The organism is Acinetobacter sp. YH12102, assembly GCF_013419125.1.
Classification (GTDB): Bacteria; Pseudomonadota; Gammaproteobacteria; order Pseudomonadales; family Moraxellaceae; genus Acinetobacter; species Acinetobacter pseudolwoffii.
The window spans coordinates 244,085-258,698 of record NZ_VPAS01000001.1 but is presented as its reverse complement, the minus strand read 5'-3'; the positions used below and the strand labels follow the sequence as shown (position 1 = coordinate 258,698).

The 14,614-nt window shown below is 48.3% G+C and carries 8 protein-coding genes; 5 read left to right on the top strand and 3 right to left on the bottom strand.

From position 1 onward, the window contains the following. Positions 1-8: 8 nt before the first annotated feature. A complete protein-coding gene (locus tag FTU42_RS01210) occupies positions 9-4,130 on the bottom strand; it encodes a UvrD-helicase domain-containing protein (RefSeq protein WP_180082912.1) in 4,122 nt (1,373 codons plus the stop codon). Between the two features lie 4 nt (positions 4,131-4,134). Further along, positions 4,135-7,839 carry an exodeoxyribonuclease V subunit gamma gene (locus FTU42_RS01205; protein ID WP_159138686.1) on the bottom strand — a complete coding sequence of 1,235 codons (3,705 nt, stop codon included), beginning with the start codon at positions 7,837-7,839 and terminating at the stop codon, positions 4,135-4,137. Positions 7,840-8,014: 175 nt separating this feature from the next. Between FTU42_RS01205 and FTU42_RS01200 the strand changes: the two genes are divergently transcribed. Next, positions 8,015-8,515 (top strand): hypothetical protein, encoded by a 501-nt coding sequence (locus tag FTU42_RS01200; RefSeq protein WP_005095328.1) that lies wholly within the window; start codon positions 8,015-8,017, stop codon positions 8,513-8,515. A gap of 53 nt (positions 8,516-8,568) precedes the next feature. Here the strand turns inward: FTU42_RS01200 and FTU42_RS01195 are convergent, their stop codons facing one another. Then, a complete protein-coding gene (locus FTU42_RS01195; RefSeq protein ID WP_159138701.1) occupies positions 8,569-9,987 on the bottom strand; it encodes a phosphate--AMP phosphotransferase in 1,419 nt (472 codons plus the stop codon). Positions 9,988-10,192: 205 nt separating this feature from the next. Here FTU42_RS01195 and FTU42_RS01190 point away from each other — a divergent pair, with 205 nt between their 5' ends. The 4 genes from FTU42_RS01190 to FTU42_RS01175 all read left to right on the top strand — a co-directional run bounded on the left by FTU42_RS01190 (position 10,193) and on the right by FTU42_RS01175 (position 14,310). Then, positions 10,193-10,897 carry a hypothetical protein gene (locus FTU42_RS01190; RefSeq protein ID WP_100329316.1) on the top strand — a complete coding sequence of 235 codons (705 nt, stop codon included), beginning with the start codon at positions 10,193-10,195 and terminating at the stop codon, positions 10,895-10,897. 146 nt (positions 10,898-11,043) lie between these two features. Next, complete coding sequence (ubiE, locus tag FTU42_RS01185) at positions 11,044-11,988, top strand: bifunctional demethylmenaquinone methyltransferase/2-methoxy-6-polyprenyl-1,4-benzoquinol methylase UbiE (protein WP_005095322.1); 945 nt, start codon at positions 11,044-11,046, stop codon at positions 11,986-11,988. A gap of 12 nt (positions 11,989-12,000) precedes the next feature. After that, the gene (locus FTU42_RS01180) at positions 12,001-12,678 is read left to right on the top strand and encodes an SCP2 domain-containing protein (RefSeq protein WP_159138685.1); all 678 of its coding nucleotides are present in this window, start codon (positions 12,001-12,003) and stop codon (positions 12,676-12,678) included. 12 nt (positions 12,679-12,690) lie between these two features. Continuing rightward, positions 12,691-14,310: an AarF/ABC1/UbiB kinase family protein gene (locus tag FTU42_RS01175; RefSeq protein ID WP_005095319.1), complete on the top strand. Its 1,620-nt coding sequence runs from the start codon at positions 12,691-12,693 to the stop codon at positions 14,308-14,310. Positions 14,311-14,614 lie beyond the last annotated feature (304 nt).

Below are 14,614 nucleotides of genomic sequence, written 5' to 3'. Positions count from 1 at the left end.
CAGTAAAATCATGCTGATTTTTTCTGCTCAAAATAGCCCAATATTTGATCCAGTTTTTCTATGAATTCAGAGTCCGGTTGCCAATGATAAGCTCCTTGCTGCGCCTGTCCATTCATCCCGCGCAAATACAGATAGGTTGCGCCGCCCAGATGCTGTGTGATCGAATAAGTCTGCATATTGGCACTCAGGTACCGATGCAGCGCCACCAGATACAGAGCGGCCTGCAACCAGTAACTGGACTGGCTCATATTCTGCTGAATCGCCTCAGCACTATAGTGCTGCTGATCAGGTCCGAGGAAGTTACTTTTATAATCGGCAATATGGTAGCGCTGGCCATCGAAATACACCAGATCGATGGAACCGGTCAGATATCGCGCCGATTTGGCCTCATTAAAATCGCTCATGACCATGTCATGTTCGAGAAAAAGCTGATGGATTTGCCGAATCTGCAAAGGGGCATCGGTCAAAGACAGATAAAAAGGGAATTCTGACAGATACTGTTTAGCCTCCAGCTGTGCCAACGCAAAATCTGCCTGGATCGGAGTGGCCAGAATTTCATGTACCCAGTCATGCATCAGGTTCAGCAAAATATCTTCTGTAATTTCGTCCAGCAATCCCTCAAAAGCAGTCTGGAAAAGACTGTCCACATCCAGCGATTCAGTGCTTGTAGAGCGTGCGAGTTGGGCTACTTCCTGTTCAAAAAACTGGATAAAGCTGTCATCATCCAGCTCGGTGAAATAACGCTCAAACTGGCTTAAAAAAACCACCAAGGCTGATCGGTCTTGCTGTGCCGATTGAAATAACTGTCGCCATTGTTGACGATAAGCTTCGCTCTGATCATGCAGGCGAATGCCACTCAGCAATTTATAGTTCAGGCTGGACAAAACGCGTTGTATACTCTGTTGCAACTCATCTGCTTTGAAATTTGCCTGCGCTGCGGCTTGAAACAGGGTACGCAGATTCACCGCTGCGGCCTGATAATGCGGCGCAAAGGTCTGCTCCAGCACAGTACGCAACTGGAAGGCCTGTTCAAATTTTTCTTTCAGTTCTTGCCAGATTTGCGGTGCAGTATTTTTAAAACGACGGCGAATTTCCAGATTCCAGTAACTGCTGTCCTGAAAATTGATATGTTCAAAAATACTGTGCAAGAAAGTCCCGGCCACCGTACCTTTGGGGAAATTCAGCTTGATCCAGTCCAACGGTGTGACAGCCGGCTGATCTGCTAAAGCATTCAGATTGATTTCATCCGCTGCACTATCCGGGTGTTCCTGTGCATTGACCAGATCATCCTGCAAAACTGGCGCATGTGACTGGTGTTGCGACAATGCGGTAAAACTGGTTTTGGTGCGTGGATAGAACTGTCGCTCTGGCAAAGGTTGCGCCAGCATGTCGATCTTATGATGGTGTGACTGCTCGACCAGACGTGCCGGTTCCTGAGACAGCGGCTGCTCGACCAGAGATAAAGCATGTTCGAAGATGGCATCGCCCTGGCCACGCCAGAACGCCAAGCCCGAATCGGATTGTGCAGCGTGGTCTTGTAACATGGCATACACCCGATGACTGGCACGGGTCAGCGCCACATACCAAAGCCGGTGATTTTCCGCTGCATTACGCGCTGCATTCTGTAAAATCGCCTGCTCGTGCAAATGCTTATGATTGACTGCAATCACCCGGGATTGTTCTAAAATACTTTCAGACAGTGTGCCACTTAATGAAAAGTTCAAGTTGCCTTTATTTACATCAAAAGCAGCATCTGCGCCCAATAAAAATACCACTTTAAATTCCAGCCCTTTAGAGGCATGGATGGTCATCAGCTGTACCCCATGATCACCAGACAGCTTGCGTTCTTTTTCACTGTCTTTGCCTGAAGGGGACTGTAACTGACGCAAATACCAGTGATAGAGTTTTTGGGCACCCTGATAATATTCACTTTGCTGGCTCAGAATTTCAGTCAGATGACGCAAATTCACAACCACCCGTTCATTATCCAGACTTTGACTGGCCACCAGATGAGTCCAGACCTGAAACAGGTTTAAGGCATAATTCCATGCCGTGAGAAAACCTTTTTCGAACCACATTTCCCGAATTGCATCCAGATCGGCAATATAGCGACTGAGCCCTTCACTCTGCGCCTGTAACTCAATCAGTTTTTTCAGGTTGAAGCCCAGCAGGCGGGTCAGTAAGGCACGTTTGACCTTGGATTCATTAAAAGGATCCATGATTGCAGTCAAGACGGCCGCGACATCCTGCGCAATAGCACTGGCAAAAACACTTTGTTTGGACTCTTTATAACAAGGAATACCCATACGCTGTAGGCGCTGCTTGACCTGTTCCAGGACAAAATGTCCAAACCCCAGTACTGCAATATCATCGGCTTTCAGGCTTTGAATACTGTTCTGCTGCTGAAAATATAACTGCTGTTGAGCAGACTGATTGAGGAGTGCACGGATTTTCCAGGCCACCTGATCGGCTTCTACATCCGACTCACCTAACTGAATCCAGCGTAAGGGCTGCGGATTGCAGACAGCGCTATCGATGAGATCCGGATGTGGCCGACTACCGGCCTGAATCAGGGTGTACTGCACCTGTTCACCAAAATCCATCTGGCATTGAAATAAAGCATCGACCACTTCGACCAGCGCTTTGACCGAACGATGGTTCTGCATCAGGGTATATTCGCGGCCCTGCTTCTGCCGCACGTCAGCATGTGCCTTGTTATAGGTCAGCATGTCGCCACCACGGAAACCATAAATCGCCTGTTTCGGATCGCCGACCATAATCATGCAGCCGGATTGAACCCGGCTGGCATCCCGCCAGATCTTGGCCAGCAGGTCATCCTGATCCTGATTGGTGTCCTGAAATTCATCCACCAGAATCAGCGGATAACGTGCCTGTACAAACTGGGCAAAGCGCTGACCCTGCTGTCCTTGCAGTGCTTCCGCCAGTGTGCGGATTTGCTGGGAAAAAGTCGTTTCACCCTGCTGTTGCAGGGTTTGTGGCAAACGAGTCTGCACACTTTGAATAATATGAAATTCCAGATAGGTCGTGAGCTGCTTCAACTGCTCATCCAGATCCTGTTTGACCTCACACAGTACATCAATTGCCACGATCAGGCTGTGTTGCAAAATCAGCTGCTGCTCCGCTTCCGGACAGCTCTTGTTAAAAACCTGAGTGGTCGGCTGGAAATCAGTTTTTTTACGGCGTAAATGGCACAGATTCAGTAAAATCGGTTGCAATTCTGCATCAAAGAAACTCATGCCACCCTGAGTTTGCAGGGCTGCACTCCAGGTCATAAAGTTTTCACAAACGTCGGTTAACTTGGTCAAAAAACTCTTGTGAAAATACTTCGGACTTTCCTGACAATAGCGCCGCATGACTTCGAGATCATGCTCATGAATATTCAATAATTGGGTAATACAGGCTTCTAATTTACCTAAATCACATTCAGCCGGCTCGACCTTCTGGAATTGCTGCTTGCTAAAATTCAGGGCATCCCGAACCAGCCCGGTATAATGCTCGACCGGTTTCAGCAGATTCTGCACATACAAATGATTGACCATATATTGGGGCTGCTGCTGAATCCAGTCACGCAGCACATCATGAATCAGTTGCTGGATATATAAATCCTGATCTTCGGTCAGTTCTGCACGTTCAATCTTGCCACTTTCAAAAGCAAATTCACGTAACAGTTTCTGGCTAAAGCTGTCCAGCGTCCCGACAAACAGTTCATCCAGCTGGTTCAGTACCAGACGCAAGCGGCGACGGGCATAGTCCATCCGTGTGCCATAATCTTTCAATACCTGCTGAAATAAAGGATCAGTTTCGCTCTGAATCTTCGCTGCAATTTCCACAGAATTGAGCTGCTGATGACGCTGGATATAGGCCAAAGTTTCTTCGACCCGCAGCCGTACCCGGTTTTTCAGTTCGGCCGTTGCCTTGCGGGTGAAGGTGGTTGCAATCACCTGATGCGGATAATACTGATCCAGAAAAATCCGCACCATCAAACTGGATAAAGTATAGGTCTTGCCGGTGCCTGCCGAGGCCTCAATCCAGTGTAAGCCCCGGAACGTCATGTCCTGAATCGGATTGGTAGAAATGGCTTTTTGCATCTGCTGCTTTAACACGGTCATATTGCTATTTCACCCATTCCAGATGTTGGTGAATCGGCGCATACAGAGCATGGGCGAAATCATGACAGCAGCGCTGCAAGGCCAGATCCGGGTCCTGATCCTGCAAAATAAACTGCCAGTCCTGATGCAACAGGCTGGATTCATCCGAAGCCAAAGGCTTGGCACTTTCATAGCTATTATTCCAGGCTTTTAGCAGTTCCGGCATTTCCACAATGGTCATTTTGCCCTGTTCATTTTCGGCCCACTGCCACTCTTTTTTCATCAACAATTCCGCTGGCAACACCAGCGGCTGCTGTTGACCAATTTCCCAGGCTTTGAACCAGAACTGTAAATATTCTCGCGCTTTAGTTGAACTCAAGCCGGAAAATTTCAGGGTCTTATTACTGAAAATCACAATACGTTCCAGTTCTGGTGAGCGTGCATCATCATTTAAGTAAGCCAGCCATAACAGATATTCCAGCCAGATCTGGGCACGGCGTTTTTCCGAGGCCGAAGAGGATTGCAGACTTAACCAGTAACTGCTGTGCGAGGCTTGTGGTACGCTGATATGAATGATCAGTTCAGGACTAAATTGCAAGGATTGCTGGGTCACCGGCGTCAGTTCTTTGCCGAGCTGTAGCAAACGTTCTTGCAACAACTGCTGTTCCTGCTGACTGCTGAGCCAGGTGGCTTGCTGGGTTTTGCCTACTGGCAAACGGTCTAGCATCAAGCTCGGCTCAATCTGCTGATCTTGTTGTAATAGAAAATCCCGCACCTGATATTGTTCCAGCTTGTTTAATAACAAGGGCTCACGGGAACTCGGCAAATCTGCATAGCGAATTGTGGAAATTCCGACACTTTTCAGAAATAAACGCGCCGGGAAAATCATGTCCCGAATCCACTCATCGCCTTTTAGCACCCGCAGTTCTTTTTGTTCAACTGCCGGATAATGCGCATTGATCCAGCTGCTGCGCTTGCCTTCGGCGCTGCGGATATATTCTGCCACCGCAAACCACTGATCCCGATAACGCGGTGTTTGCACATCTGCAAATCCGGCTGGATCAAAAGGCTGCAAGGGATGTACATGATAAAGCTGCTGGATATGTTTAGCCACTGACAGACCATTGATTTCCACCACAGAATCGACCTCGGCATCCGGCTGTTCCGACTGACAGATGAATGCGATATGCTGAATCAGTTCCTGCAAGGCAGTGGATGGATCGCGAGCCTCGCCATCGTCCAGATCAAAGCCATTATAAAACAGCCATAAATTATCCTGCGCCAATAGCAAGGCATCCAGAAAAGCACCCTGCTCATCATCCAGACGCGAACGATCACCGAGTTGCGGCTTCAGGCTGCGCATCAAATCAAACGGCACCTGCTGATTCCGGCTCGGAAACTTACCACTATCCAGATTTAGCATCACCACCAGCTGATAAGGGAGCGGCCGGATCTGGCCAATCTGGCTAAAAGTGATCTGTCCGGTTGGTTCAGCCTGATCCAGCTGCATTTCTAGCGTATTCTGAATTTCTTCCAGCACATAAGGCAAAGGCAAACTCAGTGCCACCAGCTCCTGACTGGCATGTGAATCATCCTGCTCATGATAATCGGCCAGGGTCAGCATCCGCATCTGCTTGTCGATAATCTCGGCCACAGTTTTGAGCGATTCCACCCCGGCATCACGAAATTCATTCAGATCGGCGCGCAAATATTTCAGCCAGGTTTTCACCGGCGTGCGCTGTCCGGTCTCATGCAAAGTCAGCCAGTCACGGCGCTGCACCAGATCCTGATAAATCTGGATCAGGGTTGAAATCAACGGGAAATCACTGGTCAGAACCTTGGCATAACTCAAGGTATCCTCAAACATTGTATGTTCAGGAATGGCCAGGCCCAAAGCCAGACGGTCTAGCGCGAATTTAAAACTAAAACGGTAATCATCATCGCCTACGCTCAGGCTTTGCTGTAAATGCTGCTGGTCCAGACCGCGCTTGAAGCCAGCCTCCGTCAGCAACTGCAACATCCGTTCTACCTGACTATAGTCCAGAGCATAACGTTGCTGGGTGGCATTCAGGCTGAGCCAGTCGGCAAAGTCCTCAATACTGAAACGGCGACGTACCCACTGGATCCGGCCCAGTACCGCGCGCCAGGCATTGCTAACATCCAGACGCGACACCCCGGCAATCTGGATCGGTAAATACAGGTTATCTTTCTGCAACCGTTGGCTGCCGATCTCACGCTCACGTGGTGGCGGGGCAAAGACACTGCGAATCGCCGGTTCCAGTTCTTTCAGATTCGGACTCAGCACCAGAATGTCGCTCGGTTGCCGTGGCTGCTGTTCCGTGCCTTGTGCCAGCCAGTGAATGAGCTGTTCTTTGAGTACTTCCAGCTGACGCAACGAGGAATGACAGACATGAATCTGCACCGAATCATCGGCCGGACTTAAAGCATATTGATGCTGTTCAGGTTCGAGTAAATATAAAATATCTGACTGGATTTTTGCCAGCAGCTTGTCCTGATAGTCATCGACAAAAACATCGGCCCAGAGACCTTCTTCTCCCGAAGACAGTTTGGAGAGTAAAGAGAAATGATCCCGCGCCTGCTTGCCAAATCGGGTCAACAGCGGATGCCGCGATTCACGATCTTCGGCATTAAAGTTAAGCTGCTTGATTCGAAATTCTTTCAGTTCAGCATCATTCGGTTTACGTTGGCGAGTTTTTTCAAAGCGCTGAATAAAGCGCTCTTCGCGCTGTAAATCAAATCTGGCTTTCCAGTCCGGATCGACACTGTCGGCCCAGTATTCCTGCGAGGGGTTAAAATGAAAGATATAAATGTCTATGTATTGCCCTAGACGGCGTAAAAAATCCAGCTGGCTGGGCGGAAGTTCCAGCAGGCTAAATACCACTATCTGTGCCGGCAAGCGTTTCAGGGCTTCGCTTCGGGTTTCCGGATTCTCCAGCCGTTCCCAATACAGGCGCTCAATCTCCAGAATTTTGGCATAATCATCCTGAAATACATGCTGCCACAACCAGCGTTGCCAGGCTTCCAGCTCACGCGCCTGAATTTTGACGAAATCGGCCACCTGCATTTCGTGACCATTTTCATCTTTGGGACTATAAATCATCTGCTCGATATCCAGCGCAATATCCTGTCCCCAGGCCTCTAGCCAGTTGGTCGGGCAGCTGCAGCTTTGCGGTGGACAGTTACGTGCACAATAACCGCGATAATCCATATAATGGCTGAACAGGCGCGATACCTGCTCGGCCACCCAGTACAGCATGCTCTGTTTTTTCAGCTGTTTTTCCGTGCCCTGCTCCAGCCGGTCGGCACTGTCGTAAATCCGCTTTACAATTGAATACAGCGGATGATCGACGTCTAAGGGAATATGTTCTGGCAGAATACATTTACGCAGTGCCTGAAACACGCGCCATTTGATGATAATACGCGGAATATTGGCTTCTCGAACCTGTTCGACTTCTTTAGGCGCATTCAGCACCCACTGATAAGACGTCCACTGAAAGGCACGAATCCGGTGATGGAACTGGCTATTGGCACTGATGCCTTTCTTCTCGGCAATTTTTTGAGTCAACCAGCTTTCTACGGCCGGAGACGGCACAATAAAATGCCGGGGCTGTAACACTTCAAACGGATGCCGGGCAGTTTGATTGACAATACGCAGCATACTATCCAAAAGCACATCAATGCGTTGACTCTGAATAACATGGATTGCCATCGTTTCCCCTGAACTGCTGAACTAGTTTTACTACAAAATGATAAAGATTAGTTACTATACATCTCGAGCGCTGTATGACACTTTAAAATCACACTTCAGTCGAAAAATTTCTTTGAAAAAAGCATCTTAATGATGCTTTCATAGAAAAAAACAACATAGAGCTTAGGTAGTGCCCATGAAATTAGATAAAATTCCTGAACGTATCGATCCAAGCTTAGATTTGGAACAAATTCGTGCCGAGTGCCTGGAACTCACCAAAAAACGTGCCTACTATTCTGCGGGTGCCGCCATTATTCCAGTGCCGTTTATGGATGTCGTCATTGACATCGGCATCTTGTCGCAATTGATTCCCGAGATCAATGCCCGCTTCGGACTGGCGCCTGATCAGATCAGTGTCTATGATCCCAAAACCCGTCAGGTGCACTGGAATGAGCTGCGTAAACGCGGCGTAGAATTTTCTGGTCTGGTGGTCGCGCGAACTGCTGTCAAAAAATCTTTGAACAATGTTGCAGCGAAAGTGATCACAAAGCAAGTGACAAAATTCATTCCCCTGGGTGGTCAATTGATTGCCGCCAGTCTGGGCTATTTTGTCATGAAAAAAATTGCCGAAGCCCATGTCGAGGAATGCTACCGTGCGGCTAAAAATATCCAGCAAAAACAGGTCGCTCAAGGTTAAGCACATTTGAGCTCAATATTTTAAACAGCTGAGCCCGTGCTACTTCAGGCAGATTATTCTGCCTGAAGCTGTTTTAAAATGGCCTTTAACACCTCGACCCGTGCGGTATTTTTATCATCGGTCGCAATAATATGCCAAGGCGCATAATCGGTCGAGCTACGTTCAAACATGTCGGCTGCCGCTTTCAGATAATCCTCCCAACGTTCCCGGTTACGCCAGTCATCCTCAGTAATTTTAAAACGCTTATGCGGTGTATCTTCGCGTGCCTTGAAACGTGCGGCCTGTTCATCTTTGGAAATGGCCAGCCACAGTTTGATCACCACGGTTTGATGCTTGACCAGACTTTGCTCAAAACGGTTAATTTCCGCATACGCACGTTGCCATTCTGCGGCACTGGCAAAACCTTCTATCCGCTCTACCAGCACCCGCCCATACCAGGAACGGTCAAAAATACAGATATCATCATCGCTTTGCAGTTTGGTCCAGAAGCGCCATAAATAGGGACGGCTCAGCTCATATTTTTCTGGTGCGGCAATGGTATGAATTTCATATTCACGCGGATCCAGTTTTTTCACAATGCGCTTGATCGCGCCGCCCTTTCCAGCAGCATCCATGCCCTCAAACAGAATCACCACATTCCGCGGATCGGACCGCATCGCCTTGGCCACCTTAGCTGTTAATTTTTTCAGCTCCGGCTTGTAATCCTCTGCCTTGGCTCGAGTTTCGGCAGGATGTTTTAACAGTTCGGGAATCTTGGCCTGTTTCCATCGTCCACTGGCTCTGGCCGGATGATTGGGGCAATGCTTGAGAGCACCCAGAATATGCTGGGCAAATTGCTGGTCACGCTGCTGTTCATCTTCACCCTCAATAATGAACCAGTCTTCGGTAAAATGCTGACGCAAGCGCTGCAAGGTGTCGTACTGTTTTCTGTCGCGCCAGTCCAGACCATGCAGCTGATGCCAGTGCGCTTCACTCGGATCCATGGCATCCAGCCGTTTTTGCAGGGCTTTCCAGGACAGGTCAAACCAGACCTTGACCACATCGACATGATTATTTTTCAGGTCCTGTTCAAAGGCTTGCATCTCTTGCAGATAATGATTGAACTGTGCATTAGTGATCGGATCTGAAGCTTGCATAGCCCTGCTCAGCAGGTCGCTGTACCAGTTGCCAAACAAGACCATGATCTGTCCTTCGGCCGGAATAAAGCGCGCATAAGGCTGCCACAAAGTCTGTTTAGGCCCGGCCACTTGCGGTGCATCTGCTTTCACGCGCAAATAGCGCGGATCGACCCATTCACGCAGTTGCTTGACCGCTTCACCCTTACCGGCCAGCTCAATCCCGTTGACCAGAATCAACAGGCTTTTGGCATTTTTCTGGCCGCGTGTTTTTTTTAAATCATATTGAGCATCAATCAGCTCGACCGATAACTGATCTTCATCCATTAACTGAAATTGTGGTTGTTCCATGCGTATCTTCAACCCTGATGTTTTATTCTGTTTGCAGTATAACGATGAGTTTTGGCGCAAAAATAGCTCTGGCAACGTTTTTCACACGATTAAATTGGCTATTTAAACAACAGATTGACAGACAAATGCCCGATCTCTGTTCAATTTGTCATAGCAGGATTGCCCGGCAGCCTCTAAGATTCTTGCATTCTCAAACTATAATTGAAATCTCATGTCCAAACTTGCCGTTCTCGATGATCTGTTAGCGCATTATTATCAGCTGAGCTATCATACCCAACCGGACATTCTGAGCCGTTTACAGGATGTACAGGCCTGGCAGAAAGTTCGCATGCAGCGAACTCATCGCGCGCATTTTGCGGAAAAACCCAATCAGTTGATGGCCGAATATTTCCTGAACCGTCTCTATGGTGGTGCCGAATTTGATGCACTGGCAGCACAGATTGCCCGGCTGATGAAATATGCCCATAAAGCAGAAAAAGTGATTCCTGAAAATGCCATCAAAACCGGGACATTGGGTGTAGAACTGGCGATTCTAGCGGTACAGCTGGATGAGCAGGTCGCGATTCAGTTATTACAGGATTATCATCCGCATGAAACACTGACCGATGAGATGATGCGCCTGACCTATCTCAAACTGGATCAGGGTCAGGCACGGTTAAAACAACTGGCCTTGCTGGATCAGCTCGGTATGAGTCTGGATAAATACATGCGCTCCTTCGTGGTCTATGCGGCCTTCAAGATGTGTAAAGGCGCGGCCAATAAATATAACTTTCAAGTGATGTATGCGTTTATGCAGGATGGTTTCCTGGCCATGAAGCCGCTGAAATCGGCAGAAAAATTTGTCCGTGAATTTACCGCAACCGAACGCCAGATTATTGAGAAAGTGCATTCTGGCGATGCGTTGCCATTTCAATAAATAGCAGCGCAGTATTTCTGCCAAGCACACATTTTTCTGTATATTATTCATAACAATTGCATCATGATTGCTGAATAAGCCTTTAGAATCTGTCATGATGCAGACAATGCAAGATTAACCCGATTGATATGTTAGGAGTGACTCCAATGTCGAATGAAAATACAACGCCTACCCCTACCCCTGAGTCGGCACAACAGACAGACAAAGTGAGCCCATTCTTAACTGAACCTCTTCCACAAGGTACGCCGCAAGGTCAGCAACAATCCCTCGAACAACGCCTGACTGATACGCCAGTCACAGGCTCGGTGCCGAAATATAACCTGCCACGCGGTGCCAATACCGGCAACGTGGGTTCAACCACACATTTTGGTTATCAAACCGTAAACAGCGAAGAAAAGGCCCAGAAAGTGGCTGAAGTGTTCCATTCGGTGGCCAGCAAATACGACATCATGAATGACCTGATGTCTTTCGGGATTCACCGTCTGTGGAAACGTTTTGCAATCAATATGTCCGGTGTACGCCGTGGCCAGCAGGTGCTGGATATTGCCGGCGGTACCGGTGACCTGGCCAAAGTGTTTAGCCGTGAAGTGGGCCCGACCGGTCATGTGGTGCTGTCTGATATTAACGAATCGATGCTGAATGTCGGTCGTGACCGTCTGATCGATGCCGGCTGTACCAATGTCGATTTCGTACTGGCCAATGCTGAAACCTTAGAACCATTTGCAGACAACAGTTTTGATCTTTTGACGATTTCTTTCGGTCTGCGTAACGTGACTGATAAAGATGCCGCACTTGCATCGATGTATCGCGTACTCAAGCCAGGTGGTCGTTTACTGGTGCTGGAATTCTCTAAACCGGTATTTGAGCCATTCTCTAAGCTTTACGATCTGTACTCATTCACAGCCTTGCCAATCATGGGTAAAATCATTGCCAATGATTCTGAAAGCTATAAATATCTGGCTGAATCGATTCGTATGCATCCAGACCAGCGCACCTTAAAAGGCATGATGGAAAATGCCGGCTTCCAGAATTGTGACTATCACAACCTGACTGGCGGGATTGTTGCAGTTCACCGCGGTTTTAAACTTTAAGGTTCATTCCCTATGTGGTCAATTCTGGCACTCGGTGCTGTTGAACGCGTGATTCACCATGTCATTGATCTGGATGCGATTACCCGCATCCAGTTAAATGCCTTGTCTGGTAAAATGCTGCGGGTGGTGATTGCTTCGCCGCAGCTTTCGGTCGATGTGTTTTTTGATAAAGACAAGCTTCGTCTGGAGCCGACCGCGACTGGTCATAGTGAAGCATCTTCAATCTTTGAACAGCGTCCATTTGATGCTGGCTCATCTACAGTCACCGAAGCGACTGCAACCTTGCAGGTCAGCAATGTGGTGGAATTACTCAAGCTGCTGCTGTCCGATGAAGTCGGCAATATTCCACTGCAAGGTGACTACAAGTTATTGCAGGAAATCCAGCGCATCATGCAACAGGCCGAGCTGGATCTGGCGGCGCATTTAAGCCCCTGGATTGGCCCTGCACTGGCACATGAAATTGGCAAATTGCAACTGCTCCCTCAGCAACTGAAACGCACGTTGCAAAGCCAGCTGTTCTTTGCCGAAGATGCCCTAAAAGAAGACAGCGGTCTGTTTGCCCCACGCTGGCAAATGGATGACCTGAATCAGGACACCCGGATCCTGAATCAAAATCTAGATCGGGTTGAAGCGAAAATCCAGCAGCTTCATACCCAGATCGATGCTTCAAATCACTCTACTCAAGACTAGGTACGCCGCTTTATGATTCCGCATGTTTCACGTTTACTCGAACTTTGGCGCATCGCCGCGCACTATCGACTCGACACGTTGTTTCCTGCGGAAGAATTACCAGAAAAAGCCCGGCATATTCTGTCTCTGATCCGTATGCATCCGGCCGCCTGGTCCAGTCGTGAACGTAAAAACCCGCTCAAGCTAAAACTGGCTTTAGAGGAAATGGGTCCGCTGGCCATTAAAATGGGTCAGTTACTCTCTACACGTCGCGACCTGATTGCACCTGAACTTTTACAGCAACTGGTCTTGCTCCAAGATCAGGTCAAGCCCTTTGACAATGACGTGGCCAAGATGCGCATCCAGGAATCACTGAAAGCCGATGTGAATACCCTGTTTGCCCGTTTTGACACCCAGCCTCTGGCTGCTGCCTCGATTGCACAGGTTCATACCGCTGCCCTGCATGATGGCCGTGAAGTGGTGGTCAAGGTGACCCGTCCGAATATTCGCCAGCAGATTTTGCAGGATTTTGAAATTCTGCAATGGCTGGGGGACTTTCTGGAAAAACGTCTCGAAGCAGCGCGTGCCTTACATTTATCTGAAATCATTCAGGATTACCGCCAGATCATTTTAAATGAGCTGGACCTGACCCTGGAAGCGGACAATACCCGCCGCATGCGCCACCACTTTACCGGCTCCAGCATGATGTACGTGCCGGAAGTGTATATGGACAGCAAAGATGTGCTGGTGGCCGAGCGCATTACCGGAGTGCCAATTTCAGATATCGCGACCTTTGACCGACTCGGCATGGATCGTGCTGATCTGGCACGTAAAGGCCTGACTATTTTCTTTACCCAGGTCTTTCGCGATAACTTTTTCCATGCCGACATGCATCCGGGCAATGTTTTTGTCGAAACCATCAATCCGAGTAATCCGCGTTTTATTGCGCTGGACTGCGCGATTATGGGCGAGCTGTCTAAGCATGACCAGATGACCGTAGCACGCATGCTGCTGGCTGTCATGAACAGCGACTTCATGCAACTGATTCAGGTGGTGCATCAAGCTGGCTGGATTCCACCGGGTACCGATCAGGATGCTTTGGCTCGTGAAATGCGCCGCAGTGTCGGGCCGATGGTCTCTAAACCAATGCATGAACTGGATTTCGCCGGTATTCTGATTGAAGTGATGGACATTGCCCGTCGTTTCCATCTGGAAATTCCACCTCAATTAATGTTGTTACTAAAAACATTAGTCCATGTCGAAGGCTTGGGAACCGACCTGTATCCGGAACTGGATATCTGGAGTCTGGCCAAACCGATCCTGACGGACTGGATCAAGGCACAAATGAATCCGCAGAAAAACCTGAAAGAACTGGGACAAAAAATTCCGGATTTGCTATTAGGGGCACAGGATCTACCAACCTTGATGATTGATAGCCTGAACGGTCTGAAAAACCAGTCAGCCTGGCATGCCAAACAGCTCAATGAACTGCAAAGCATGCGCCTGCAAATGGAACTTCAGCAAAAACGTAGCTGGATGTTTGGCAGTATCATGGCCATTCTGCTGTCGATTGCGATTATTTCACCATGGTTTGTGTCGGTGCTTCTGATTGTGCTAGCGAGTGTTCTTGCCGTCTGGCGAATTGCGAAATAATTTTTTAAATAGCCTGATTCGTCAGGCTTTTTTATGCTTAAATTATTGAAAAAATAAAACAAGAATATCCAAATGAAATATAGTTTTTTATGCGCACTGTATCGCCAGAATAGACAAAAAACCTTTCTCACTGCACTACTTTACAGCTTCCCAACATGGATAGATATTTTTTTCTATATCAACCAAACAGCCCATTGGCTTGCATGGTCCCCTGCTGCCAATACCACATTCTACCTCCTGATTCATAGTGACTATTTCTGGCTCATTGTCAGCTTTAACCTGCTTCCGTTGTTATTTCCATTCT